The 23,913-nt window shown below is 40.7% G+C and carries 23 protein-coding genes; 14 read left to right on the forward strand and 9 right to left on the reverse strand.

What is annotated here, in order from left to right; translation table 11 throughout:
- Positions 1 to 2: 2 nt before the first annotated feature.
- Positions 3 to 602 (reverse strand): signal peptidase I, encoded by a 600-nt coding sequence (gene lepB, locus LEPBI_RS01265; RefSeq protein ID WP_012387291.1) that lies wholly within the window; start codon positions 600 to 602, stop codon positions 3 to 5.
- Positions 603 to 697: 95 nt separating this feature from the next.
- On the opposite strand from lepB, the gene thrC reads away from it, so the two are divergent.
- The 3 genes from thrC to LEPBI_RS01280 are packed head-to-tail and all read left to right on the forward strand — an operon-like array spanning position 698 to position 3,971.
- Positions 698 to 2,047 (forward strand): threonine synthase, encoded by a 1,350-nt coding sequence (gene thrC / locus LEPBI_RS01270; RefSeq protein ID WP_012387292.1) that lies wholly within the window; start codon positions 698 to 700, stop codon positions 2,045 to 2,047.
- Positions 2,048 to 2,097: 50 nt separating this feature from the next.
- Complete coding sequence (locus tag LEPBI_RS01275; protein ID WP_012476085.1) at positions 2,098 to 2,808, forward strand: hypothetical protein; 711 nt, start codon at positions 2,098 to 2,100, stop codon at positions 2,806 to 2,808.
- A gap of 2 nt (positions 2,809 to 2,810) precedes the next feature.
- A complete protein-coding gene (locus LEPBI_RS01280; RefSeq protein ID WP_012387294.1) occupies positions 2,811 to 3,971 on the forward strand; it encodes an LIC10486 family protein in 1,161 nt (386 codons plus the stop codon).
- 148 nt (positions 3,972 to 4,119) lie between these two features.
- On the opposite strand, the gene leuS is transcribed toward LEPBI_RS01280, so the two are convergent.
- Complete coding sequence (leuS, locus tag LEPBI_RS01285; RefSeq protein ID WP_012387295.1) at positions 4,120 to 6,723, reverse strand: leucine--tRNA ligase; 2,604 nt, start codon at positions 6,721 to 6,723, stop codon at positions 4,120 to 4,122.
- A gap of 554 nt (positions 6,724 to 7,277) precedes the next feature.
- Between leuS and LEPBI_RS01300 the strand changes: the two genes are divergently transcribed.
- The gene (locus LEPBI_RS01300) at positions 7,278 to 8,075 is read left to right on the forward strand and encodes an ABC transporter ATP-binding protein (protein WP_012387298.1); all 798 of its coding nucleotides are present in this window, start codon (positions 7,278 to 7,280) and stop codon (positions 8,073 to 8,075) included.
- Positions 8,072 to 10,618 (forward strand): ABC transporter permease, encoded by a 2,547-nt coding sequence (locus LEPBI_RS01305; RefSeq protein ID WP_012387299.1) that lies wholly within the window; start codon positions 8,072 to 8,074, stop codon positions 10,616 to 10,618. Before LEPBI_RS01300 ends, LEPBI_RS01305 begins: the two co-directional genes overlap by 4 nt.
- A 59-nt stretch (positions 10,619 to 10,677) precedes the next feature.
- Here the strand turns inward: LEPBI_RS01305 and fcpA are convergent, their stop codons facing one another.
- Positions 10,678 to 11,580, reverse strand: a complete 903-nt coding sequence (gene fcpA, locus LEPBI_RS01310) for a flagellar coiling protein FcpA (protein WP_012387300.1) — start codon at positions 11,578 to 11,580, stop codon at positions 10,678 to 10,680.
- Between the two features lie 233 nt (positions 11,581 to 11,813).
- Here fcpA and LEPBI_RS01315 point away from each other — a divergent pair, with 233 nt between their 5' ends.
- Genes LEPBI_RS01315 through panB form a run of 3 tightly spaced genes read left to right on the forward strand, consistent with a single transcriptional unit; the run spans position 11,814 to position 13,936 of the window.
- On the forward strand, positions 11,814 to 12,677 hold the full coding sequence (locus LEPBI_RS01315) for an ATP-binding protein (RefSeq protein ID WP_012476089.1): 864 nt from the start codon (positions 11,814 to 11,816) through the stop codon (positions 12,675 to 12,677).
- Between the two features lie 4 nt (positions 12,678 to 12,681).
- Complete coding sequence (gene folK, locus LEPBI_RS01320; protein ID WP_012387302.1) at positions 12,682 to 13,155, forward strand: 2-amino-4-hydroxy-6-hydroxymethyldihydropteridine diphosphokinase; 474 nt, start codon at positions 12,682 to 12,684, stop codon at positions 13,153 to 13,155.
- Positions 13,130 to 13,936, forward strand: a complete 807-nt coding sequence (gene panB, locus LEPBI_RS01325) for a 3-methyl-2-oxobutanoate hydroxymethyltransferase (protein ID WP_012387303.1) — start codon at positions 13,130 to 13,132, stop codon at positions 13,934 to 13,936. The genes folK and panB overlap by 26 nt, the downstream gene beginning before the upstream one ends.
- A 143-nt stretch (positions 13,937 to 14,079) precedes the next feature.
- On the opposite strand, the gene LEPBI_RS01330 is transcribed toward panB, so the two are convergent.
- The 4 genes from LEPBI_RS01330 to LEPBI_RS19095 are packed head-to-tail and all read right to left on the reverse strand — an operon-like array spanning position 14,080 to position 17,627.
- Positions 14,080 to 15,129 (reverse strand): 3-deoxy-7-phosphoheptulonate synthase, encoded by a 1,050-nt coding sequence (locus LEPBI_RS01330; protein WP_012387304.1) that lies wholly within the window; start codon positions 15,127 to 15,129, stop codon positions 14,080 to 14,082.
- Between the two features lie 2 nt (positions 15,130 to 15,131).
- Positions 15,132 to 15,473: a rhodanese-like domain-containing protein gene (locus tag LEPBI_RS01335; protein WP_012387305.1), complete on the reverse strand. Its 342-nt coding sequence runs from the start codon at positions 15,471 to 15,473 to the stop codon at positions 15,132 to 15,134.
- A complete protein-coding gene (locus LEPBI_RS01340; RefSeq protein ID WP_012387306.1) occupies positions 15,473 to 17,416 on the reverse strand; it encodes an ABC-F family ATP-binding cassette domain-containing protein in 1,944 nt (647 codons plus the stop codon). The genes LEPBI_RS01335 and LEPBI_RS01340 overlap by 1 nt, the downstream gene beginning before the upstream one ends.
- 49 nt (positions 17,417 to 17,465) lie before the next feature.
- Complete coding sequence (locus LEPBI_RS19095) at positions 17,466 to 17,627, reverse strand: hypothetical protein (RefSeq protein WP_012387307.1); 162 nt, start codon at positions 17,625 to 17,627, stop codon at positions 17,466 to 17,468.
- A 110-nt stretch (positions 17,628 to 17,737) separates the two neighbouring features.
- Between LEPBI_RS19095 and LEPBI_RS01345 the strand changes: the two genes are divergently transcribed.
- Entirely contained in the window at positions 17,738 to 18,574 is an 837-nt protein-coding gene (locus LEPBI_RS01345) for a YhjD/YihY/BrkB family envelope integrity protein (protein ID WP_012387308.1), read from the forward strand.
- Here LEPBI_RS01345 and LEPBI_RS01350 read toward each other — a convergent pair.
- The gene (locus tag LEPBI_RS01350) at positions 18,559 to 18,972 is read right to left on the reverse strand and encodes a hypothetical protein (RefSeq protein ID WP_012387309.1); all 414 of its coding nucleotides are present in this window, start codon (positions 18,970 to 18,972) and stop codon (positions 18,559 to 18,561) included. The genes LEPBI_RS01345 and LEPBI_RS01350 overlap by 16 nt on opposite strands.
- Positions 18,973 to 19,104: 132 nt before the next feature.
- Between LEPBI_RS01350 and LEPBI_RS01355 the strand changes: the two genes are divergently transcribed.
- The 4 genes from LEPBI_RS01355 to LEPBI_RS01370 are packed head-to-tail and all read left to right on the forward strand — an operon-like array spanning position 19,105 to position 21,951.
- Positions 19,105 to 19,545, forward strand: a complete 441-nt coding sequence (locus LEPBI_RS01355; protein ID WP_012387310.1) for a hypothetical protein — start codon at positions 19,105 to 19,107, stop codon at positions 19,543 to 19,545.
- Entirely contained in the window at positions 19,526 to 20,104 is a 579-nt protein-coding gene (locus tag LEPBI_RS01360; protein WP_012476090.1) for an LIC12231 family lipoprotein, read from the forward strand. Before LEPBI_RS01355 ends, LEPBI_RS01360 begins: the two co-directional genes overlap by 20 nt.
- A 5-nt stretch (positions 20,105 to 20,109) precedes the next feature.
- The gene (locus LEPBI_RS01365) at positions 20,110 to 21,087 is read left to right on the forward strand and encodes a sulfite exporter TauE/SafE family protein (RefSeq protein WP_012387312.1); all 978 of its coding nucleotides are present in this window, start codon (positions 20,110 to 20,112) and stop codon (positions 21,085 to 21,087) included.
- Positions 21,088 to 21,144: 57 nt separating this feature from the next.
- Positions 21,145 to 21,951, forward strand: coding sequence for an EAL domain-containing protein (locus tag LEPBI_RS01370; protein WP_012387313.1), 807 nt, complete (start codon positions 21,145 to 21,147; stop codon positions 21,949 to 21,951).
- 36 nt (positions 21,952 to 21,987) lie between these two features.
- Here the strand turns inward: LEPBI_RS01370 and LEPBI_RS01375 are convergent, their stop codons facing one another.
- Entirely contained in the window at positions 21,988 to 23,172 is a 1,185-nt protein-coding gene (locus LEPBI_RS01375; protein ID WP_012387314.1) for an Acg family FMN-binding oxidoreductase, read from the reverse strand.
- Positions 23,173 to 23,224: 52 nt separating this feature from the next.
- Between LEPBI_RS01375 and LEPBI_RS01380 the strand changes: the two genes are divergently transcribed.
- Positions 23,225 to 23,899 carry a DsbA family oxidoreductase gene (locus LEPBI_RS01380; protein ID WP_012387315.1) on the forward strand — a complete coding sequence of 225 codons (675 nt, stop codon included), beginning with the start codon at positions 23,225 to 23,227 and terminating at the stop codon, positions 23,897 to 23,899.
- Positions 23,900 to 23,913: the final 14 nt, after the last annotated feature.

Genomic DNA, 23,913 nt, shown 5'->3' on the forward strand with positions numbered 1-23,913 from the left:
TGTTAAAAATAAAAGATTACCTTTCCTTTGATTTTTTCCACGGGCACTAGACCAAAGGATCTAGAGTCAGTAGAATACTGACGATTGTCACCAAGCAAGAGAAAATATCCTGGAGGAATCCTCCCTTGTTTGTCCATGGCAAGAAACGGGGAATGATGGCGATTTAAAAATACGGAAGTGGAAGGCTCACTGGTATAAGTGCCTTTTGGTAAATAATTTTCTAATAATTCTTTTGCGTCGATGAGAACTCGACCTGCCTCAATCGAATAAAATTCACCAGGCAAACCTATCACTCGTTTGACGACTAGTTCATCTTCCTGGCTCACAAAAAGCACTAAATCCAATTTATTGATGTTTGGCTCTGTGTATAATAGTTCCGTTCCAAAAAATTTGGCTGAGATGGCAAATCCTGCTTTCCAAACAAAGACCACAGACCCGTGTTCTAAGGTCGGGTACATCGAATTGCCTTGGACGGAATAGATTTGGAATAAAAAGACCCGGACAAAAAGTAAAAAACAGAGAAAGAGGAAGACATAAAGGCTTCTTCTCATGTATCGTTTGATTTTGAACCACCATTGGGGGCCTTTAGTTTCTGTTTCCATATCCATCAAAAAACGATAAAAATCATTCGTGCATTTTTCCCCTTTCCAAAGAATGGAAAAGGAAGTTTCCGTAAATCTGAAGCCTAGAGAAGTCTATGTCACTTACAAAATATCAATTCCGAGCACAGTTTCGCTGTACCAATGACTCTTGTCGCAAAACGTACCCACTCCACCAAGTGATTTATTCCTGTTCCAGTTGTGGAGAACTTCTGAATGTGGAACATGATTTAGACAGCCTCAAAAAAATCCCAGCGGAAGAGTGGAAGTCTACGTTCGACTCTCGTTTTCGTTCGAGCCAATTTCCCAATGCTTCTGGCGTTTGGGGTAAAAAAGAATGGGTGCTTCCCGAAATCCAAGATCAAAACATCATCACATCCGGGGAAGGAACGACACATTTGTATGATGCCTCTCGTTTTGCCAAAGACTTGGGACTGGGGAGCCTCCATATCAAACAGTGCGGAGTTTCCCACACAGGTTCCTTCAAAGATTTAGGCATGACAGTTCTTGTCAGCCAGGTAAACCAAATGATCGCCGACGGTGTTCCGATCAAAGCAGTGGCATGTGCATCCACTGGTGATACCTCAGCTGCTTTAGCTTCTTATGCGGCAAAAGCGGGGATCCCTGCCATCATCTTACTTCCAGCTAACAAAGTTTCAACGGCACAACTCATCCAACCTGTATCCAACGGAGCCATTGTTCTTGCATTAGAAACTGACTTTGATGGTTGTATGGCCGTTGTGAAAGAACTCACACAAGAAAAGTCCCTTTACTTAGCAAATTCAATGAATTCCCTTCGCATTGAAGGGCAAAAATCCATTTCAGTTGAAATTACCCAACAACTTGGTTGGAAGGTTCCCGATTGGGTTGTGATCCCTGGTGGGAATTTAGGGAATGTGTCTGCTCTCGGAATGGGATTTGAAATGATGTATGAGTTAGGACTCATTGGTAAACTCCCAAGGATTTTGTTGGCACAAGCAAAAAATGCAAGTCCTCTCTACGAGTCGTATAAGAAAGGTTTTGCGGAGTTCTCTCCTGTGACGGCTGAAAAAACGTTAGCCTCTGCCATCCAAATTGGAGACCCAGTCTCTGTCAAAAAAGCGATCCGTGTTCTCAAAAAATTCGACGGGATTGTGGAAGTGGCGACAGAAGAAGAGTTAGCCAATGCGGCAGCAAAGGGAGATTTGTACGGACTTTATAATGACCCACACACTGGGGTGGCACTTGCGGCTCTTTTCAAATCCATCCAAAAAGGAACAGTGGGAGCGGGTGAGTCGGTGGTCGTGATTTCGACTGCCAACGGACTCAAATTCACAGAATTCAAACTTGCCTTCCACGAAGGAAAAATTCCTCAAGTGGATGAGGCTCTGAGGAATGTAATTTTGCCTTGTAAGCCGACACTTTCTGGTGTGATGGAAATCCTAGGTAAACATTTGAAGAAAACATAAATCGCTAGACAAATCTCGAAATCACTGGCAAATTTTTTAAGTTTACCAGTATGTCCCACGAGATTTCTCTCAGTCCAGATTTTTGTCATACAGTCGACGAGGCAGTTTTGGCTGGGAAAAAAATTTCGATGATCACCTATGTGATGGGAGACATAGGTGAGGCAAAACTCAAGTACATCTTACTCAAAATACTAAGTTCGGTGGGTCGGGAAGACCTGATGGAGCTCTTTTATACTGCAGCAAAAGAGTTGATTGTCAATTCCACAAAAGCCGCAATCAAACGAATCATCTTTGAAGAACTCAGACTCAATATTCAAAATTTAGAGGATTATGAAGAAGGCATGAAACTCTTCAAATCCAGTTTGAACGAACGCAAGTTTCCCACCTACAAACGAAAAATGCGCGAATCAGGTTTATTCGTAAAAATCACTTGTATTTATCAAAAACATAAAATTGATTTAGAGATCCGAAATAATTTTCCATTATTGCCCATTGAAGCCGAAAGAGTAAAAGAAAAGTTTATTAATGCAAAAAAGTATGATAATCTGTTTGAGTTCTTTATGGAACACGGCGACAGTACAGAAGGTGCGGGGATGGGAATCACTATGGTAGAAATACTATTGTCTCAATCAGGATTTGACCGTCGTTTATTTTCAATATATTCATCAGAAAGGAAAAAGGAAACAGTAGCGCGTGTAGAAGTACCATTGGATGAGATTCCAAAATCAAATGGTATTCCTGAACAACTGTTTGTAGAATGACCATGTCAGAATTAAGCACAAAAGCAGACCAATTAAAAAGACAAGCAGACCTTCTCGGTTTGACAAGAGAAGCCGTATTTACTGATGAACAAGCCAAAGAAGTGTTACAGGGGAAAATCACGGATGGTTACCTTGTCAAAGTAAAAATTGATTTGGACAGTTTGAACGGAATGGTACTCATCTTGGTTTCCTCCATTCGAAAACATATCATGGAACTCTATGCTGTTGTGGGAACATCTCCTACCTTTCGGCGCATCCGCACCTTTGCGGACCATGTGCAAATCTCAACCGACTTGGGTGATATTGGAAAAACGGGCGGGTATGATCCTGCTATTTCTGAAAATATCGGTCGTGCGGTTCACAGAGCCTTCACCAAAGAGAAGTTAGAGGAACTCCTTCCTCTTTGGCAAAAAAAAGATCCTTCCCATATCACTGAAATTTTAGAAAATCCAATCCTTTTGGCAACAAAAGGGAGAAACATCAAACTCCAAGCGGAAGTGGATAAAATTTCCACAGCTAAGTTTCGATATGAAAATCCGATGAAAGGTGTGATTTTACCCATACCAAAACCCGAGGATGAAGCTCCATCTGCACAAGATGCCTCTGTTCCTTCCATATCCACCGAACCGCCGAAAGGTGAAGGTTCTCCTTTAGAACGTCAGATTGCACAGTTTCGTGTTGGTTTTCCAAAGGAACTCAATATGAAAACCGTCATCTCTCCCATCAATGGTGTGGAATTTGACAACCTCATGGAAGGTATGGAAATTTTATTTCGTGTTCCTACAGAAACACCTGAAGGGATGGCCAATGCTCAAATTCTAAATCTCATCGATGAAGAAGGAAAAATCAAAAAGGAACCCGTTGTTGGGAAATTTCTTGGGATTGCGAGTAACAAAACAGAATACCATATCTTTGCCGAAGGACCCAATCAATACTTATTACATTCTATCGAAGAACACCCTGTGAAGGTTGCCATTCCGAAACCTGCCGCGATGGCAGGAGCGGGAAATAAAGTGGGAGCTGGTCCCGCTCAAAAAAAGAAAACAGGTGCAGGTCAACCTCAAGAAACAAAATCTTCAGGTACCAACTTATTTATGTTAATGGGTGCCTTTATCACCATTGTAATCTTTGGTGTGTTGATCTTTGTGATGGTGATTTTGTAAGCGTTTTAAGGATTCGATTTATGTGATGGTGATTAGTTGACCTTCTAAGGATAAAACCTTTTTCAGGCAGGAGATTTTTGGAAAGTAGGTGCTACACAATCACTTTCTTTCCCTTTTAAATTCTATCTAAGAAAACAAAATCTTAACCTTAACCCGCCACAACGATATTGACGAGTTTGCCTTTGACATAAATTTCTTTTTTGATTTCTTTTCCGACCCAGAAAGGTTTTGCCTTTTCTACTTCTTTGGCAAGTGACAAAGCTTCTTTTTCTTCGATCTCTCTCGGTGCTAAAAATTCCCCACGCATCTTGCCATTCACTTGGACAACGATGGTGATATTGGCATCAATTAAATATTTCTCATCCCATTTTGGGTAGGGATGGTAAGCGAGAGAATCTGTGTGTCCTAGTTTTGCCCACAGTTCTTCTGCTAGGTGAGGTGCAAACGGGCTAAGAGCTAAAACAAAGGGTTCCAATACTTGTTTTGGTTTTCTAGGATTACTTGTGAACTCATTGATGAAGATCATCATTTGAGAAACCGCTGTATTGAAAGAGAAACTATCAATATCGTCTTTTACTTTTTTGATTGTCCTATGGAGGGTTTTCTGTTCCGCTTCATTCGGTTCGATGTCTTCCACAAAAAAGGATTCGTTTTCGCCTGAATGAAAGAGTCGCCAAACACGATTTAAAAATCGGAAGACTCCATCGACTCCGTTTTTACTCCAAGGTTTGGACATTTCAAACGGACCCATAAACATTTCAAAGAGACGTAGTGTGTCGGCACCAAATTCAGAAACAACGTCATCTGGATTGACAACATTGCCACGAGACTTGGACATTTTGCCTTTGTCTTCTCCCAGAATGAGGCCCTGGTGGACTAATTTTTTGAATGGTTCTGGAGTGGAGACATGGCCCAAATCAAAAAGGATTTTATGCCAAAATCGAGAGTATAACAGATGTAATACGGCATGTTCTGCTCCACCCACATAAACTTCTACTGGCATCCACATCTTTTCGAGTTCTGGATCAATGAGTTTATCATTGTTTCTTGGATCAATGTAACGAAGGTAATAATAACAAGACCCAGCCCACTGTGGCATGGTATTGGTTTCTCTTTTGCCAATTTCTCCTGTTTCTGGGTCTTTGTAAACTAACCAGTCTTTGGCGAGAGCAAGTGGAGATTCCCCTGTTCCGGATGGTTTGAATTCTTCTAGGTCAGGAAGAACTAATGGCAGTTCAGAATCAGATAAGGCTTTTGGGGATCCATCTTCAAAGTGAACGAGTGGGATGGGTTCTCCCCAATACCTTTGTCTGGCAAATAACCAATCTCTGAGTTTGAATTGGATTTTTTTGCGACCAATCCCTTTTTTTTCTGCCCAAACCACCATGGTTTGGAAGGCGTCTTTGTAAGATTTGCCATCTAACTGTACTTCTGCGGAGGATGAGTTGATACAAACCGAGTCTTTGGAATCAAAGGCTAAATTTGTTTCCATCTTTCCATCAATCACTTGTTTGATGGGGAGATTAAATTTGACTGCAAAATCATAGTCTCTTTGGTCGTGCGCTGGAACCGCCATAATGGCACCCGTTCCATACGAGATTAATACATAATCAGAAATATAAATCGGTACTTTGACAGATGGGTCTGTTGGCAACTGGGCATAAGCTCCAGTAAACACTCCCGTTTTGTCTTTATTCAGTTCAGTTCGTTCCAAATCACTTTTTAAAGAACAATCTTTTTGGTATTGCCCGACCGCTTCTGTTTGTTCAGGCGTGGTGAGTTCTGCGACAAGTGCGTGTTCTGGGGCAAGGACGAGGTAAGTGGCACCAAAAATGGTATCAGGCCGAGTGGTGTAAACGGTGATGTCTTTGTTTAAGGAAGGAACATGGAAACTGAGTTCCAATCCTTCTGATTTCCCAATCCAATTGCGTTGCATCTCCAGAGTGGAGGGAGGCCATTCACAGAGAGAAAGATCATTTAAGAGTCGTTCGGCATAAGCTGTGATGCGCATCATGTACTGGCGCATTGGTTTTCGTTCGACAGAATACCCTTTGGAGGTCCATTCTTCCACTTCTTCGTTGGCAAGAACGGTTCCGAGCGCTTCACACCAATTCACCGGGATATTGGCTTCGTACACCAATCGGAAATGGGACAAAATGTCCTCTTTTTCTTTCCGAGACTTGGACTTCCATTCGGAAGCGGTGAATTGAATTCCTTTCGGTAGTTCAACGCCTTCAAAAAACAAAGATCCTTCTCTTTCCAAGGTTTGGATCAGAGTGGTGATAGGAACTGCCTTGTTTTGTTTTCTGTCAAAGTAGGAATTGTAGATTTGTAAAAAAATCCACTGGGTCCAGCGGTAATAGTCTGGGTGAGTGGTCGAAATTTCCCTTTCCCAATCGTACGAAAGCCCAAGGCTTTTGATTTGGCGACGGAAGGTATCGATGTTGTTTTTCGTGGTGGTACGAGGGTGGATGCCCGTTGTCATGGCATAACGTTCTGCAGGGAGACCAAAGGCGTCCCAACCCATCGGGTGCAAAACCTCGTATCCTTCCATACGTTTGAGTCTTGAGATGATGTCAGTGGCAGTGTATCCTTCTGGGTGGCCTACGTGAAGGCCGGCACCACTTGGGTAAGGAAACATGTCTAAACAATAGTATTTAGGTTTGGATGAGTGTGTGTTTGTGCGAAAGGTCTGGTGGTGGTCCCAGTATTTTTGCCATTTTTGTTCAATATCTTGGAATGGATAATTCATCGACTAACGTAGAGAAAGTGTAGTTAATTCTACTTTCTCACGGAGTCGATGATTTTTACAAGCTTTTTGAAACTCTTGGACAAACAAACTTTGCAAAGATTGTACTGATAAAGGGTAGTGACGGAGCCACATTCCGCACAAGGTTTAACATTGTTGATTTTCACATTCATAAAATCTGCAGTATTTATCTTTGTATTGCATTCGAGCATTCTATATTTACCTGTATGAGTCCGCTTATCGACAGTGCTGTTCATAACTTCCCAAATTCCCTAAAAATCGGGAGAGGGGAAACACTACGATGAAGTTACTTTATATGAAACCCACCCTTTGGGGTCAAAAAAAATTAGGAAGTACACACAAAAAGATAAGGAATTTTTTCTAAGTTTTTTTTTGCAAAGGTGCAATAGAATTGGAACGAAAATGAAAATTGAAAAAAAGATAACTGTAATCAAAAAAATTGAAAAATCGTTGTTAGGTGGCATTTTATTGAATAAATGCCCGATATTAGTCATGCGTTATGTGTTAGATGGTAAAAAGTTTGGGGGAAAAACCTAGTGTTAGAATTTAAAAATGTGTTCAAATCATTTCACAATGAAGAGGAAACGATTGATGTGTTGAAAAACATTTCATTTCGCATGGAAACTGGTGAATTTGTAGCGATTATTGGCCCATCTGGCTCAGGTAAATCCACTTTACTCGGTGTCGCTGCAGGTCTCGACAAACCCGATACAGGCATCATCTCACTTGATGGGATTGATTTGACCAAACAAAATGAATCCAAACTTGCTGATATACGAGCAGATCAAATTGGATTCATCTTTCAAAACTTCCAATTATTACCTGGCCTCAATGCCATCGAGAATGTTGGGATCCCTTTGTACTTAAAGTCATCTCTTTCTGAAAAAGAAATTTTGTCAAAAGCGGAAAAAATTTTGGAATCGGTAGCAATGTCACATCGTGCCACACACTTCCCGAAACAGTTGTCAGGTGGCGAAGAGCAAAGAATTGCCATCGCGAGAAGTTTTGTGAACGATCCTAAAATTATTTTTGCAGATGAACCAACAGCCAACTTGGATTATAAAAATAGCAAAACGATTTTAGATCTACTTTTATACCGAAACAAAAAACAAGGAACCACTCTTGTTGTGGTGACTCACGACCCAGAGGTTGCAAAACTTGCGGATCGTGTTTTGGAAATGAAAGATGGTGAAATCATTTCGGATTCAAAGAATGGTTCCAAACCTCAAAATCGTAAATCTATTCCGAAAGTTAAGGTGTCTCCTCCGATCTCATCTAAATCCTCCACCAAACAAAGAAAAACGACGAAACAGGCAAAGAAGGTGAGTCGATGAAGGCGTCCCTCTTTCGATTTTACTTAAAACGGGAGTTGTTTTCTCGGTTTCGGTATTCTTTACTCATTGTCGTTTCCATCACACTCGGCGTGGGATCTGTGATTGGGATCCATTCCTATAAGGACAATACAGCAAATGCCATTAAAAAAGAGGCAAAATCGATTATGGGAGCGGATTTGGCCTTACAATCCCCCCAAGAAATCACCGATTCTGCGAAGGAATTGATCAAAACTCATCTTCCAGAAGGTGCAAAAACCAGTCGTTCCATCCAATTTTTATCCATGATTTCCAATGATTCGGGTACAGAAAATTCCCTCAGCTTTATCAAAGGGATCGAAACAAGTTACCCATTTTATGGGGAAATGAAAACAGAACCTGAGTCTGCCTACCGTAACTTAAAACCAAATCAAGTTTTACTCGATGCTTCGCTCGTGGAAAATCTAAAGTTAAAAATCGGAGACCGAGTTCGGTTAGGTGATAGTTTGCTTGTGCTCGCAGGAATTGTTATAAAAGAACCTGGTGCGGTAGGTTCTTTTGTAGGTTCGGCTCCTGGCTCCATCATCCTAAAGGATACGGCCATCCAAACAGGACTTGTGCAACGGGGTAGTCGCATTCGTTATACGGTGTATCTAAAATTCCCTGAATCCATAGACAGTATGGAATGGAAGGACAAAGAATTTGCCGCGTTTATCAAAGAAGACTTAACGATTTATCACAACACAGAAGTGAATTCTGGATCCCAACAATTCATCAAAAACACATTTGATTATATGGCTCTCCTTGCCCTCGCTGGGTTTTTTCTCGGAGCCATCTCCGTGTACACAGCAGTTCGCACAAGGTTACTGGAAAAACGAAATGAAATTGCCATCCTTATGTGCCTTGGTGCCAAACCGAATGTCATCCTTTTATTAGTATTTTCGGAAATACTCATCCTTTCCCTTTTGGGAACTACTTTTGGTTTGGGACTCGGGTATTTGATCCAATCTTTATTGCCCGATATCAGTGGATTATTGGCGGTTGGTGCGGGAACTAGTGTTCTTGGGTTATCGGTATCCTCTCTCCTCTGGAGTCTTGTGCTTGGTGTGGTTTTACCACTTCTGATCTCCATACCACTTGTTCTGGAAACAAGGTCTGTCAAACCACTGGCGGCCTTAAAAGAAGTGGAATCACAAACCAGTGGGAATTTATCAACTTCCTATTGGCAATTTGGTTCTTTTGTTTTGATTTACCTTCTTTTTACAAGCCTTGCCATCTTAGAAACAGAAAGTATCTTCAAAGGGATTCTCTTCACACTTGTATTACTTACCTTGCCACTGCTTGTGTACGGATTGTACATTCTCTTTGGATCTTTCCTACAAAAAATTTCAAAACTTGGATGGTTATCCAAAGAATGGAGCCTTGTCACAAAAAAAGTCACACGGAAATCAGGAGCCCTTCGCCTTTCCATCATTGGGCTTGGCTCTGCACTGTTTATCCTCACACTCTCTCTCATTTTACAGGAAAGTTTACTTGAGTTAAGTGGAGCAAGAGAGATCGAACGTAGGCCAAACATGTTCCTACTCGACATTCGTGAGACCCAGAAAAATGGCCTGCTAACAACGATTTCATCCTTTCCTGTGGAAAAACAATTTGTGGCTCCTGTGATTGGAGCACGTTTGTCCAAAGTGAACGGGGAACCCATTAAAAAAGAAGACACGATTCAAAACGCAATGGATCGGAATTGGCGAGCCACTGCAAGAACTCGCGAATACTTTTTATCTTACCGAGACGAGTTGTATGATACAGAAGAGGTGACCAAAGGGAGTTGGTGGAACGAGTCTGGCCGAAATGAAATCTCCGTGGAACGTGATTTTGCGGGTTATTTACAAGCAGGAATCGGGGATGAACTCACTTTCAACGTCCAAGGCAGGGAAGTATCGGGTAAAATCACGAACCTTCGTTCGGTGAACTGGGCCGATATGAAACCAAACTTTGTGGTTTTGTTTTCCCGAGGGATTTTGGAAAAAGCTCCGAGGTTTTATATTGTTTCCCTTCTCATTGATGCAAGCGAGGACAGATACCAATTACAAAAGGTGATCGTGAACCAGTTTCCGAATATCACAGTCATTGACACAGAAAAAACCATCCAAGCCTTTATGGGAATTTTAGAAAAAGTCACCCAGATGATGGCACTGATGACTGCCTTTATCCTTGCCGCATCATTTGTCTTGGTGTTTACCACTCTTTATGCAAGCCAATCCGAACGAAAACGTGAGTTTGCCTTATTGCGTGTGATCGGGGCAAACAGTCGTTTTATGATGAAACATTTTTTAAGGGAGGCATTACTCGTCTCAGTGATTTCGTTTTTCCTTGGACTTGTGTATTCCGTTCTCTCCAACGAAATATTGAACCGGTCAGTTTTGGAACTTCGTAGTGTGTATCCTTATGGACAACTCACACTTGTGTTTTTAGGGATTTGTTTTGTGACGGTGAGTTTGTATGCGGTTGGACTTTTTAGTTTCTTTCGGATGCCAACAAAGACAGTGCTGAAAGAGATTAAATAAAAACAAAAAAGCCCGGGGTTTGAAACCGGGCTTTCTCATTGAAAGAGATGTATTCGGGATTATTGTGCTACCGAAATAACCTCATCTCGGTTGATTACGTTAACAATATGTTTGTATTCAGGAGAATCCTTTCCATATTTCAACTCAGTGGCACGTAATAAGTGAACGTTCTTTTTGTAACGATACTTAAAGAGCATATCATCTGGACCTTTTGTCTTTTTGATCATGTTCTCTTCAAAGCTATAGGCACTTGCAAGATACTTGTGAGCAGGGTATTCTTTCTCGTTATCATCGATTTCGATGTAAAGCTCAAGAATTGGGATGGTTTGAGGAAGATTTTGTAAGTCATACTCAGCCATAATCCAAGAACGATAAACGTCAGAAAGAAGTCTTTTGAACTCAGGTCTTTCTCTTAGGTCAGGGTTTTTGATTTCATCAAGGTGATTGATCGCTTTTGAGAAGTAGTTCAGTGCGTCTTGTTTCGCTTTCATTTTTTCGCGGTAAACAACACGTTCTTCTCTTGCTTTACGATCAACTTTTTGCCAGTACCATTTTTCATCTAAGCGTTTTTTCTCAGCTTCTTCTTTGCGGTACTGCTCTACCCAATCTCTATTTTTCATGATGGTATTCACACCAGATTGGTAGTTTGAAAGAGCCAAACGGAATTGGTTGTTTGCAAAAGTTTTAGAAAGTTGGTGTAACTCTTGGAAAGTTTTGTTATACCCTTTGAAATCAGGGTTCTTCCAGAGAGATTCCTGTTCCATAATTTCTTTCTTTTTTTTCTTCTGGTCTTCGGTGAGTTCCGCATCGTCATTCTCAGGAACGAGTTCGCCTTTGAGAAGTTCGTCGACTTGGTCTTTAGCCGCTTGGCTTTCTTGAGCGTTCGCAGGCTGAGTTTGTGCGAAAAGCACACTGAAGCCGGACACCAGTTGGAGAATAAGGAGATACTTTATAATCTTCATAGTCGTGTGACCCTTTTGTCTCTTTCAATATTTTGAACAAATAGGTTTATCTATTTCTTCAATGAAAGTATCGGAATGGCAAGAGTCAATAATAACGAATTAAAGAGGAAAAAAACCTAAATGTGAACTTTTTCTTCCAAAACAATTGGTTTTAAAGGGACATAAGTCATTTAATCTCTAAAATATCTCATTCCTTGACAGCCTAGTGAACTAAAGAAGATTGCTCATTGGAGATGAATTTATCCGAAATTACTTCGATCCGAGACGGAAATCCGCAGTGTAAAACCTGTGGAGGAGTGGGAATCACGCTCGCTGAACATGTGAGGGGATCTCGTTCTGGGGCTTTAGTCCTGTGCCATTGTATTGGCAGTGACTGTAACACTTGTGAGGCGAAAGGACAAGCTCCTTTTATGACCTTTGACAGAAAATTGGACAAAATGCTCCCTTGTGTCTGTCATAATGCACGGTTTTCCTTACGCAACCTAGAGAATTTAGTCGAAAAAGCAAACATCCCTGCCCGTTACCGTTTCCAATTTTTATCCACAATCGACATTGGGGACACGGCAAATGACCCCGATATGTCCTTTATCATTGCTCATGACTGGGCAAACGAACTGGTCCATAAATTCAAAAATTCTGATTTTACTCCGCAAGGTTTTTACCTTTGGGGAGGGACCGGTTCTGGAAAAACACTGCTTGCTTGTGTCATTTTAAATGAACTCGTCTTTCGATATGGGATCACCTGTAAGTATGCGAAAGTAAACAAAGATTTTTTGTCTGCCATTCGTGATACCTACCAATCCGATAGTGAAACCCATGGCCAAGAACGTTCCATTGAAAAGGAATTTGCAAACGTGGATGTGCTCGTGATTGATGATTTTGGAGTCCAAAAGGAATCGGAATTCAACAATCGTAAGTTATACGACCTCATCGATAGTCGGTATGAACAAGAAAAACTCACCCTTCTCACATCGAATCATTCACTCGTAGAATGGCGTGACCGTGGCCAAGGCCGGATTTATTCCAGGCTTATGGAAATGACAAAAGAAATTGAATTAAAATGTCCTGATTATCGAACGAAGTTTGTGAAGAGGTAAGTGTATGAAATATTCCAATATTGCCTTTTTGTCTTTAGGATCCAACATAGGTGACAGACACCATTTTATGGACCAGGCAATTTGGGAAATATCCACCTTACCTGAATTACAGATTCTGAAACAATCAGAACGGTTGGAAACTGCACCACTCGAAAATACCAACCAACCTTATTTTTTAAATCAAATCCTAAAGGTGATGGTGTCCTCTGCTTTCACACTGCCATGTTTATTAGATTCTTTGCAAGGGATCGAAGACAAATTGGGACGCAAACGTAGGTCTTGGAAAGGACCACGCGAAATTGATATCGATATTCTCACTTACGAAGCCGTGGTGATGAAAACAGATTTTTTACATTTACCCCACCATTCCCTGTATTCCAGACCATTCATTAAGCAGTTGTTAACTGACATGGGTGAGATTGGTGTGTATGCCCTCTATACGGAACTGAACCATGAAAAACATTATTCTACAGTATAAAAAAAAATACGACGCGGGCGAACCCATCTCTGTTGTCACTTGTTATGATTACACGTTTGCGACACTTTTTAATCGCACAGATGTAGATTGCCTTCTTGTGGGAGATTCCCTGGGAATGGTGATCCAAGGAAATCAGTCCACACTCCCCGTGACATTAGATGAGATCATCTACCACACAAAAGCGGTTTGTAAAGGGGCTCCCGACAAAACCATCATTGCGGATTTACCATTTTTATCGTATCAAACCTCCATTGAAGAAGGGATCCGTTCGGCAGGACGTGTCTTAAAAGAAACAAACGCATCTTGTGTGAAACTCGAAGGGGATTCTGAATTCATCATCGAACTCACCAAACGCATGACAGAATCGGGAATCCCTGTCTTTGCCCACTTGGGTCTTACCCCACAATCGGTGCACACACTTGGTGGCCACCGTGTCCAAGGCAAAACCGAAGCGGCTCGAAACAAAATGATCCGTAAGTCGAGAGAACTAGCAGAAGCAGGTGCCTTTGCTTTGTTACTAGAGATGGTGCCTGAATCTTTAGGAAAAGAGATCACAGAATCCATTCGGATTCCTACCATCGGCATTGGTGCAGGTAAGTACACATCAGGCCAAGTCCTTGTGATGCAAGACCTTCTAGGGCTCAATGAAGACTTTCATCCTAAGTTTTTGAAGAAGTTTGGAAATTTAAGTGGAGCCGTGAAAGAGGCAGTGAATGCCTACCACAAAGAAGTCACAAAACGGGAATACCCATCCGAGGCCCATGTGTTCTTAGATACTTGATTTCCTTGGAAATGGAAATGGAAATTAGGAAACGGAAAGACGTTCCATTAGAAAAATCAACTCGTCGTCAGAGTGAAATGAGAGGGTTTTGACACCCTCTTATGGAAGAGATTGGGATCGAACCAATCCTTTGTTAGATTGGTTTATTTTCGTTTGTTTGCGGCTTCTGCTAGTTTTTCAAGCATTGGAACTGTTGTTTCCCAAGACACACAAGCATCGGTGATGGATTGTCCATATGTCAAAGGTTTGGCATCAATGGATTGGTTTCCTTCTTTTAAGTGGCTTTCAATCATCACACCTAAAATGTATTTGCTCCCTTTGGCAAATTGTTCTGCAACGGAATCCACTACACCTGGTTGTTTTCGAAAATCTTTTTGGCTATTACCATGAGAACAATCCACCATCACTTTTGGGGGAAGTCCAGCTTTTTCGATTTGAGATCCCACGTCATTGACAGACGCCTCATCAAAGTTAGGTCCTTTGTTTCCACCACGTAAAATCACATGTGTGTCTTTGTTTCCTGCTGTTCGAAAAATGGCACTACTTCCTTGGTTGGTAACAGAAAGGAAATGGTGGCTGGAACTTGCAGAACGAATGGCATCAACAGCAATTTGTACATTTCCATCCGTTCCATTTTTGAAACCAATGGGTGCGGAAAGCCCAGATGCCAATTCTCTGTGGACTTGGCTTTCTGTTGTCCTTGCTCCAATGGCACCCCATGCCACGAGGTCTGCGATGTATTGCGGAGAGATGACATCTAAAAATTCTGTTCCACATGGGATTCCCATTTTATTTAGGTCGAGTAAAAGTTTCCTTGCGAGTTGTAAACCTTTGTTGATATGAAACGAACCATCTAAATCAGGATCATTGATGAGTCCTTTCCAACCCACAGTGGTCCTAGGTTTTTCAAAATAGACTCGCATCACAATGAGGAGTTCTTTTTGAAATTCTTTGATTTTTGGTTTTAATTTTTCAGCGTATTCCATCACGGCACCAATGTCGTGAACAGAACATGGACCAACGACAACTAACATGCGTTTCTCGTCTTTCCCATGAATGATATCCGATATTTCACTTCTGGTTCTCACCACAACGTCAGAGGCTTCATCAGTGAGGGGAAGCTCTTCCATGATGACAGAAGGAGGGATGAGGCTATGTTGTTCTAATATTCTTAAGTTTGCTGTTGGTTTCATAATTAATACTTCTGCATGTTTGGGTCCACTAAATCGGAATAGGCTAATGTTCCGCCAGCTACGTTTTTGTAAGACTTAAATCCCGCTTGCGCCAAAATCCCACAAGCCATCCCGGAACGACCACCCGATCGGCAATACACCAAAATTTCTTTGTCAATTTGGCTTTTGATTTCATCGATGCGAGCGGCAAGTTCACTCACAGGAATGAGTTTGTCTGTTCCTGGTACGAGTGCAATTTGTTGTTCGTTTGGATTGCGTACATCCAAAACAAAAAAATCATCCTTTCCTTCTGCTCTTGCATCCAGACGTTTTTTTAAACTGACTACATCGATTTCCGGTACCATTATGTAACTCCGCCCATTTCCTCTAGTTCTATTGTCGCTTCTTCCCAACGTTTGGTCAGGATTGAGATTTCTCTTTTAATATCGTTATAAGTGTCCATTTCCAACTGAAAACTTCTGTTTTTAAAGAACTCAGGGTCCTGTAAAAGTTCCTCTTTGTCCTTTTTATTTTTTTCCAGTCTTTCTATTTGGACTTCCAAATCGGAAATTTCTTTTTCTAATTTTTTCCGTTTGTTTTTACTCGCTTGGGGATTGGGCTTTTTTTCTTCCGATTTTGGCTTTTGGGACGTTTGGTCCTTCGCGTTAGTCCCTAATTCATCTTCTTTGTGGAATTTGAGGTAATCATCAAAACTACAATTGAGGTTTTTTAATTCGCCACCAGAGAGTTGGAAGGTGCGGTTACAAAGTCCCTTCATAAAATCGGGGTCGTGGCTGATGATGAGAAGGCTTCCTGGAAAATCGATGAGGGAACGTTTGATCGCTTCGCGGATCACGATGTCGAGGTGGTTTGTTGGTTCGTCGAGGAACAAACAATTGGAAGGGTGGTTGACAAGTAGGGCAAGTCGGAGTCTACTCTGTTCCCCACCTGATAAGTGTTTGACGGATTTAAACACTCCATCGCCAGGAAAGGCAAAATGACCAAGGAGAGTCCTTGCTTTTTCTTCATTCAGTTCTGGGTATTTTTTTAAAACCGTTTCCACAAGATTTAAGGATTCATCCAAATCTTCCCCGTGTGTTTGGGAAAAATAACCAAGTTTGGTTTTTGGCCCATAGTATAATTTTCCAGTATCCAGTTTGTGTTGTTCTAACAAACAACGCATAAGAGTTGATTTTCCAGCCCCATTGGGACCAACGAGTGCCACTTTGTCGCCAGCCGAAATTTCGATCTCTGCATTTTCAAAAATGGATTTTTTTTCACCTGTGTTTCTGTCAGGATAGGAAAAGGATGCGTGTTCTAGTCGAAGGATGATATTACTCGAAGGGACAAATTGGAATTGGTAGTCTGGTTTTTGGTTCCAAAAACTTTCTTCAGGATTGTCAACCCGGTCCCGTTTCTCCAATCGTTTGATGACCGATTGTACTTGTCTTGCTTTGGTTGCTTGGGCACGGAATCGTTCGACCCATTCCATTCTTGATTTTAAATACGATTCTTCTTTTTCAAATTGGACTTTTAGTTTCTCTTGGATTTCATTTTTGGCTTCAAAAAATTCTTCCAAACTTCCTTGGAATTCAAACGTCCCATGGGGATTGATTTCAATGATCGTATCTACAGTTTGGTTTAAAAATTCCGGATCGTGAGTGACAAGGACAAAAGCTTGGTTTTGGGAAACCAAAAAGTCAGCTAACCAAGATTTGGTTTTGTCATCCAAGTGATTGGTTGGTTCATCTAAAAGTAGTAAATTATGCGGATTGAGTAGAGCAATCGCAAGTCCAATGCGGTGGTGGTAACCTGGAGAAAATTCTTTGGTTTTGCGAACGAAATCAGCCGTGGAAAAGCCAAGTCCAGATAGAATTTTTTTGGCCCGAGCCTCTAACCCATGTAAGTCGTGTAAGTGGGCAAATTCTTCCAATTCACTCTGTTCGTGGAGTAATGTCTCAAATGCCGGATCTTCGTGGTCTATGGTTTCAAATTTGGATTCAATTTCTTTTCGTTTGGCATCGTACTCGGCATACAATTTGTTTTCGTCGAGGACGGTTTCGATGACTGACGTATCGGGATTGAATTCAGGGATTTGTTGGAAAAGGGAAAGGATCGTGTGTTTGGAACGAATCACTTCCCCGGATTCAGGTTTGATTTTCCCCGCGGCCATTTGGAAGAGAGTCGTTTTTCCAGAACCATTGGGACCTACAAGCGCCACGCGGCAACCTGGTTTGATGTGCCAGCTGAATCCCTCAAAGAGGACTTTGGGGCCGAAGTGTTGGTGGATTTGGATGAATTGGATCAAGGGCTGTGAAAACCCGCCGTTTCGGCGGGCAAATTAGGAGGGACTAACCTTATTTCTTGGCTAGGAGTTCCGCCTTTCTTTCGCGAAGGTGTTTTACATAAAGGCTAGATTCGCCGTTCATTGTTTCCACAGACTTTTTAATGGCTGAGTCAATTTCCTCTACCGTCATTTTCGCGATTTTTTTGTTCTTCTTTTCTTTTTCTTCTGACATGGAAGTTTTCCCCTTTTAGGTACGTCACTGAGATTCTTCCAGGGTTTCCTCTCGAATGGAGACGGCAAGAAAAATAAGACAAAAATACCGACAAGTGGCAAACTGACCGCATGAAACGGATCCGTCGATTTTTCAGCGAAGTGTATTTGTATGATGTCCATGGCCTGGCCTCTGAACTTTCGTTTACCTTCCTTTTGACCCTTTTCCCTTTACTTGTTGTGTTTGTGACACTCCTTGGGCTTTTGCAAGATCCGAGAACTATCAATTTAATGACGGACCAAATTGGTAAATTTTTACCCGCACCCATTTTCCAACCCATCGACAAAAGTGTAGAAAACCTAACCAAGGTAAAAAGTTATAATGTCATTGCGATTAGCATCGCCATTTCCTTTATTTCGAGCCTTACCATTTTTGGAACCATTTCCAAAGCCCTTCGTTTCATCTCACGTGACGAAACCCAAGTTGGTTTTATTGCTTCGCAGTGGATCAACTTCCGTTTGCTTGTGATCTCTTTGGTTTTACTAGTATTCTATTTTTATCTGACGTATGGAATTGTTTCCATTGAGCGGGTCTTATACCAGTCGTTTCGATTTGCTTTTTTTCGAAACCATCCTTATTTATCTGTATCCCTTATCATTTTGCCGTATAGCATTGGACTCTTTACATTTTATTATGCTTATATTACCAAAGCAAAAACAACTTTGAAAGAAAATTTACCTGGAGCGATTTTTGCATCGTTACTTGTGCTTGGGATGAGTTTTGGATTTCAGTTTTACTTAAAGATGAAAAATGTGGGTGTGAATTATTCTTTAGCGTATGATTTGATTTCCAAAATGGTGGTGCTCATGTTATACACCTATATCAACTCTACATTTTTTATTTGGGGGTTTTTATGGAACCAAGTGCTTGCAGACGATCGCGGTAAAAAATCTCATTCTAAAAAATAATCTGGCTCTAAGAGCCTTGGGCAAAAAGAAATGATGATACCAAAGTAATGTCTAGCCAAAGAGTGGAAGAGCCATTCACCACCTGACGATAAAATGTCGTCGGCATCTAAGTCCGTGTATCCTTTTTTGTGAAACAATTGGTCAAGGCTCCAATTTTCTTCTCCAGGAATCACTTGGACTTTTAGGTGAGCATAAAATTTGTTTTCCTTATGATGATAACGAAAGACTAAAGCTCTACCACCTAACGGATTTCTGATGGTGAAAGTCAGCCAAGTGGGAAACTCATCATCTGATTCAGAACTTAAACTATACAATTCCCAACCAATGTCTTTTGCATTTCCAAAAAATTCCTGGAAACTGGAAGTAAAGGCAGATTGGTATTCAGCGGTAATTCCCATTCTTAATTTGAATTCATTTTACAATCCTGTTTTTTAGGCAAACCCTATCTCTTTTTTTTAAGCAAAGAACTACAAATTCAGGTTTCCTAAACAAACAGAATCCTTATGATGGGAACTCGAGGATCGTAAGTTATGATCGAAACCATCAATATCAATTGGCCAAGTGGTGCCATCGACCCTACCATCCATTGCCCTGCATGTGGTAGTATGGTCTTAAGTCCCTTGGAAGAAGAGGGCCCTGGATGCCATCATGTTCAATTCATCATCGATAGTGAATCGGGAGAATTTAACTATATTACAGATTCATTTGATGAAATCCTAAAAGAGTTTCGGAAACCCGAAGTGGAAGGTTTTGATGAATGGGATGCCACGGAAGGATTTCTTGAGGATGCTGAATCCAATACATTTTATGTGATGAATCTGATTTTACCAAGTAATGTTTCCATCGAAGATGATCCAGTCTGTTTACGAATCGGTTATGAATTATTTTTTACAGAAGACCAGGAAGAATTATATGAAGAATTGGAAAGAAGACACGACGAAGAGGGGTTACATGACCATAGCCAAAACTAAATTGATCCTATCAAATTTATCAGGACTACTTTTGACATTGATTGTTTTTTCAAATTGTCTAATTAGTTACAAAGACTATCCAAAAATTTTACCACTTCCATCGGAAGAAAAAACCTTAGACACTCCATTTGTATATGGATTACCAACTTTCCCACAGTTGAATTTAGGTGGGAGAGAAGCATTGAAGAACTACTTCGATCAAAAAACTAGGTTTAAAAAAACAGTGGAAGGCGTGGATGTACCTAAGGTGGGTTACTTGGTGAATGTAAAAGTAAACTATCGTTCCCCAACTCCTGTTGCCACTGCCTTTTTAGGTGTCTCTACACTCACTGCTACATTTTTACCTGCATGGTCCACACAAGATGGATATGATGTTCAGTACATCTTATACAAAGACGGAAAAAAAGTAGGAACTTATGATTATCATATCTTCCGAAATTATGCACAATGGATTCTGTTCCTTCCGATCTCTTGGTATAATTTTGAAACAGCTACTGAAAAAGAAGTGTTTGAGCGAATGACCTTAAAATTCTTTGAGGATGCAAAAGAACATTTTTAATTCACTTGGAACACTCATTTCAAATCTTCCATGAATTCGTTTGGGGCTTTTGGCCTGGCGTTTTGGTTGTATTTGGATTGGGATTTTTTGTTGGGTATTTAGCCTCCTTTCTCGGACTGGGAGGAGGTTTTATCTACACCCCCTTTTTTCATAGTTTCTTTCATTTAACTGCTGTTCAAGCAGTAGCAGTCTCTCTTGCACAAATGCCAGTCTCCGCACTCTCTGGACTCTATGTGTATTTTAAAAATGATAAAATACGTTGGAGACAAGGGTTTTTGTTACTCATTACATCTATTCCCTCGGCTCAATACACTGCATTTGCCTTTGGAAGGTTTGAGGACACTCCACTCGGCAAACAACTGTATTATGGGATACCGCTTTCTGAATTTGTATATCTCATTGTGTTTACAGTTTTTTTGGGAATACTGGCTATTTATAATTTAATAGCTGCACTTAAAAAACGAAAACGTTATTATGAGGCCTTGTCACTCGTAAGATCTGAGCCAAATGTAAAATCACTAGACTTAGACAATCAAACCAATCCGAAAGGACTTGAGAGCAACGAAAAAAAATCCAAGATCACAAACCATCAAACTCAGTTTCAATTCACAAAGAAATCAATCTTCATTGTACTGCTTGTAGGAATCTTCTTTGGTATGTTCTCTTCTTTATTTGGGATTGGTGGTGGTTTTTTAGCAGTTCCATTATTTGTTTATTATTTTCGCATGAGCCCTGTAGAGGCAGTTGCTACCTCTTTTTTAGGTATTTTTTTAACATCATTTGGAACCACCATCCAATTTCTTTTGTTAGGAAAATTACATTGGGAGCTTGCACTCGTCGGAAGTTTTGGTGGGATCTTTGGCGCAAGGATTGGATCGTTAAAGGCAGTGAATGCAAAACCATATACAATCTTACTTGTTACTTCTTTCTTTCAATTTCTTGTTGTGACCTGGTATTTAGTCGCTAAACTTCCGAAATTTTAATTTCGAAAACAAAGTTGCAAACTTTTACCTATCGTCTAAACTGGGTAACCGAAAAACATGAAACCAAGTTTTCCAGAAGCACAATTAGAAGATACACCCAACGGAAAAGTACCAAAGTTGTATAGTTGTGCGGAATGCCGGAGCGGTGCGGGTTTAGATTTTTCCTTTTCCATGGCCTTCCAACCCATCATCGATTGGAACCAAAAAAAAATCTATTCCCACGAAGCACTAGTTAGAGGAACAAAAGGAGAATCGGCATATTCGATTCTTTCCAAGGTCAATCAAAACAATCGTTACCAATTTGACCAATCTTGTCGGATCAAAGCCATCCAACTGGCAAACCAAATCCAAATCCCTGCCTTACTCAATATCAACTTTTTACCCAATGCGGTTTACCAACCGGAGACCTGTATCCGTACAACTTTGGAAGCCAGTCGTGAGTATCAATTCCCTCTGAATCGATTGGTGTTTGAGCTGACAGAGGGAGAAGAAGTCCAAGACCATAACCACATCATCAATATCTTTAAAACCTATCAAAAGTATGGGTTTTTAACTGCTATCGATGATTTTGGATCAGGGTATTCTGGGCTCAATTTACTCGCAAAGTTCCAACCCGATCTCATCAAACTCGATATGGAACTCATTCGGAATATTCACGCAAATTCAGTGGCTCAAAAACTGACAAAAGCGATTGCAGGTGTTTGTCGGGAAATCGGAATCCAAGTCATTGCGGAAGGTGTGGAAACGGTAGAGGAATTGAAAGTGCTTGTGGATATGGGAATCCATTTGTACCAAGGGTATTTGTTTTCCAAACCTGCCTTTGAATCCGCAGGTGAAGTTCACTTCCCCGAATTGACATCTTGATCCAATTTCCTTTTTTGAATCCAGAGTCTGATTGACTCAAATGAAAAAACTATTTAGATCCCTTCGTAAAGAATCAAATTGATAATCACTTCGTCCTACCCTTGCGATCAATTGGATTTCCTCGTTGGGTTTGAGTTTTAAGATTCCATTCAATTGTTTGGTAAACACTCTGCTTTCTGGATAATCTTCTACCGCTTGGTTCATGGTATGAAAGGCGATGTTTTTGACGGCACAAGAAAGAGTATAACGCATAAAATCACGACCCGTTTGGATCCAAGTGGTTTCGTCATCTTTTCCTTCTGAGATAAAAAATACCAAAGCCTTTGCTGAATTTGCTTGAGATGAAAACATTTCAATCGCAGCTCGTTTAGAATCTTCGGAGTGCCAAACCTCCTTCGTCAGATTGACAAAAAATGTTTTTGCAAACCATAATTTTAAGCCAGACAAACCATTCGCTTCCAAGGTTAAACCATCACGATTTTCATACATTTCTTCCTTTGACAATCGAAACCATTTTCGATTGAGTTCGTTTGATTCATAACGATTTGTCTCCATGGCGAAAGCATCGGTTAATATCGGTAAGATGGACTTAAGGAGGATTGGATCATTTGTCCATCGGATTTGATTTTGAAAGGGTCTTGCGAAGGAATGGATGTCGTTTAGTTCCTCGTTTGTCAAAAGTTCTCCAGAATACACTGACCGATTCATCCTGCGCTCACTGACACCTGAGAATAAAAAATCATGAACACATTTTGTTTTTGGTTGGAGAGAAACTTTTGCAATTGGAAATTTGGAAAATGTTTTCCCTGAAGGTTTTCCTTTCGGGAAAAGTTTGATGGTGGTATCGAACATGAGGGAATCGGCCGTTAGGTGGCATAATTCCAAAAAACATCCTTGAGTATGGTAAAATTGTCGGTTTTTGGGATCAATTTCGGGTAATTGTTTGTCCCCATCTCCAAAGAGATAAAATTCACTCTCTGAGATTTTTTGGAATTTCCAAGGTTGTGAATTGTGGGAATTGGGTGCAAGTAGGGCTGTCAGTAAAATTTGGTCAATAGGTTCTGTATACCCAAGAGATTCTGCATAAGCGATGGGATTTGCCCTGTGTTTTTTGTTCTCTTCACTACCAAAGGCGTAGAGTTCTTTTTGTAACGAAGTGAGCGAAATCAAACTTCCCATTGTTAAACTTTTTTTTAAAAAACTTTCTCTGCTGAGTTTCATCTTTTTCCTGGCTATTAAAGCTTACCTTTATTGAATCGGAGTCTAAATTCAAATGTCAACCAACTCTGAAGTATTTCCAATCGATATCGTTTCCGACGTAGCCTGTCCCTGGTGTTATGTTGGCAAAAAAAAATTAGAAAAAGCCCTTTCCATCGTTGGGAATACCATCAATCCCGAAGTGAGATGGAGACCATTTCAATTATCACCGGAAATTCCTGAGGAAGGGATAGATTATAAGCTACACCTAACGCAAAAATTCGGAAGTTTAGACAGGTTGGATGGTGCTTGGAAACGTTTAAGTGAGATCGGAAAGGATGTCGGAATCAATTTTCAATTCCAAAACATTCCAAAAGCCACAAACACTTTGGCATTACATGCACTTGTAGCGGCTCTTCCAAGTCTTGAAGAACAACAAAAATTAGTAGAAAGATTTTTTGCCGCCAATTTTGAAGAAGCATTGGATCTAACAGACAAAGAAGTTGTTTGGAAGGTGACAGAACCTGTTTACAAGGATCGAAACAAATTTGATGCCATTTATTCGGACTCAAATTTAAAACAAGAAATCCAACAAGAAATCCAATACTACCATCAAAATGGAATTAGTGGGGTACCATATTTCATCATCGGTGGTAAATATGCAGTGAGTGGAGCCCAGGATACCTCAGTCTTTGTGGAAGTCATTGAAACTGTCATAAAAGAACGCGAATCCGAAAATAAGGGTCAATAAATTTCGAATCATCT

The organism is Leptospira biflexa serovar Patoc strain 'Patoc 1 (Paris)' (assembly GCF_000017685.1).
GTDB lineage: Bacteria > Spirochaetota > Leptospiria > Leptospirales > Leptospiraceae > Leptospira_A > Leptospira_A biflexa.

Excerpts from the sequence above, each read along its gene's own strand:
- LEPBI_RS19095 (WP_012387307.1), bottom strand. The coding sequence starts at position 17,627 with ATGTCAGAAGAAAAAGAAAAGAAGAACAAAAAAATCGCGAAAATGACG.
- LEPBI_RS01335 (WP_012387305.1), bottom strand. The coding sequence starts at position 15,473 with ATGGTACCGGAAATCGATGTAGTCAGTTTAAAAAAACGTCTGGATGCA.
- LEPBI_RS01305 (WP_012387299.1), top strand. The coding sequence starts at position 8,072 with ATGAAGGCGTCCCTCTTTCGATTTTACTTAAAACGGGAGTTGTTTTCT.
- LEPBI_RS01345 (WP_012387308.1), top strand. The coding sequence starts at position 17,738 with ATGAAACGGATCCGTCGATTTTTCAGCGAAGTGTATTTGTATGATGTC.
- LEPBI_RS01355 (WP_012387310.1), top strand. The coding sequence starts at position 19,105 with ATGATCGAAACCATCAATATCAATTGGCCAAGTGGTGCCATCGACCCT.
- panB (WP_012387303.1), top strand. The coding sequence starts at position 13,130 with ATGAAAAACATTATTCTACAGTATAAAAAAAAATACGACGCGGGCGAA.
- fcpA (WP_012387300.1), bottom strand. The coding sequence starts at position 11,580 with ATGAAGATTATAAAGTATCTCCTTATTCTCCAACTGGTGTCCGGCTTC.
- LEPBI_RS01280 (WP_012387294.1), top strand. The coding sequence starts at position 2,811 with ATGTCAGAATTAAGCACAAAAGCAGACCAATTAAAAAGACAAGCAGAC.
- LEPBI_RS01315 (WP_012476089.1), top strand. The coding sequence starts at position 11,814 with ATGAATTTATCCGAAATTACTTCGATCCGAGACGGAAATCCGCAGTGT.
- LEPBI_RS01375 (WP_012387314.1), bottom strand. The coding sequence starts at position 23,172 with ATGAAACTCAGCAGAGAAAGTTTTTTAAAAAAAAGTTTAACAATGGGA.
- LEPBI_RS01350 (WP_012387309.1), bottom strand. The coding sequence starts at position 18,972 with ATGGGAATTACCGCTGAATACCAATCTGCCTTTACTTCCAGTTTCCAG.
- LEPBI_RS01370 (WP_012387313.1), top strand. The coding sequence starts at position 21,145 with ATGAAACCAAGTTTTCCAGAAGCACAATTAGAAGATACACCCAACGGA.
- lepB (WP_012387291.1), bottom strand. The coding sequence starts at position 602 with ATGGAAACAGAAACTAAAGGCCCCCAATGGTGGTTCAAAATCAAACGA.
- LEPBI_RS01380 (WP_012387315.1), top strand. The coding sequence starts at position 23,225 with ATGTCAACCAACTCTGAAGTATTTCCAATCGATATCGTTTCCGACGTA.
- LEPBI_RS01360 (WP_012476090.1), top strand. The coding sequence starts at position 19,526 with ATGACCATAGCCAAAACTAAATTGATCCTATCAAATTTATCAGGACTA.
- LEPBI_RS01275 (WP_012476085.1), top strand. The coding sequence starts at position 2,098 with ATGTCCCACGAGATTTCTCTCAGTCCAGATTTTTGTCATACAGTCGAC.
- LEPBI_RS01330 (WP_012387304.1), bottom strand. The coding sequence starts at position 15,129 with ATGAAACCAACAGCAAACTTAAGAATATTAGAACAACATAGCCTCATC.
- leuS (WP_012387295.1), bottom strand. The coding sequence starts at position 6,723 with ATGAATTATCCATTCCAAGATATTGAACAAAAATGGCAAAAATACTGG.
- thrC (WP_012387292.1), top strand. The coding sequence starts at position 698 with ATGTCACTTACAAAATATCAATTCCGAGCACAGTTTCGCTGTACCAAT.
- folK (WP_012387302.1), top strand. The coding sequence starts at position 12,682 with ATGAAATATTCCAATATTGCCTTTTTGTCTTTAGGATCCAACATAGGT.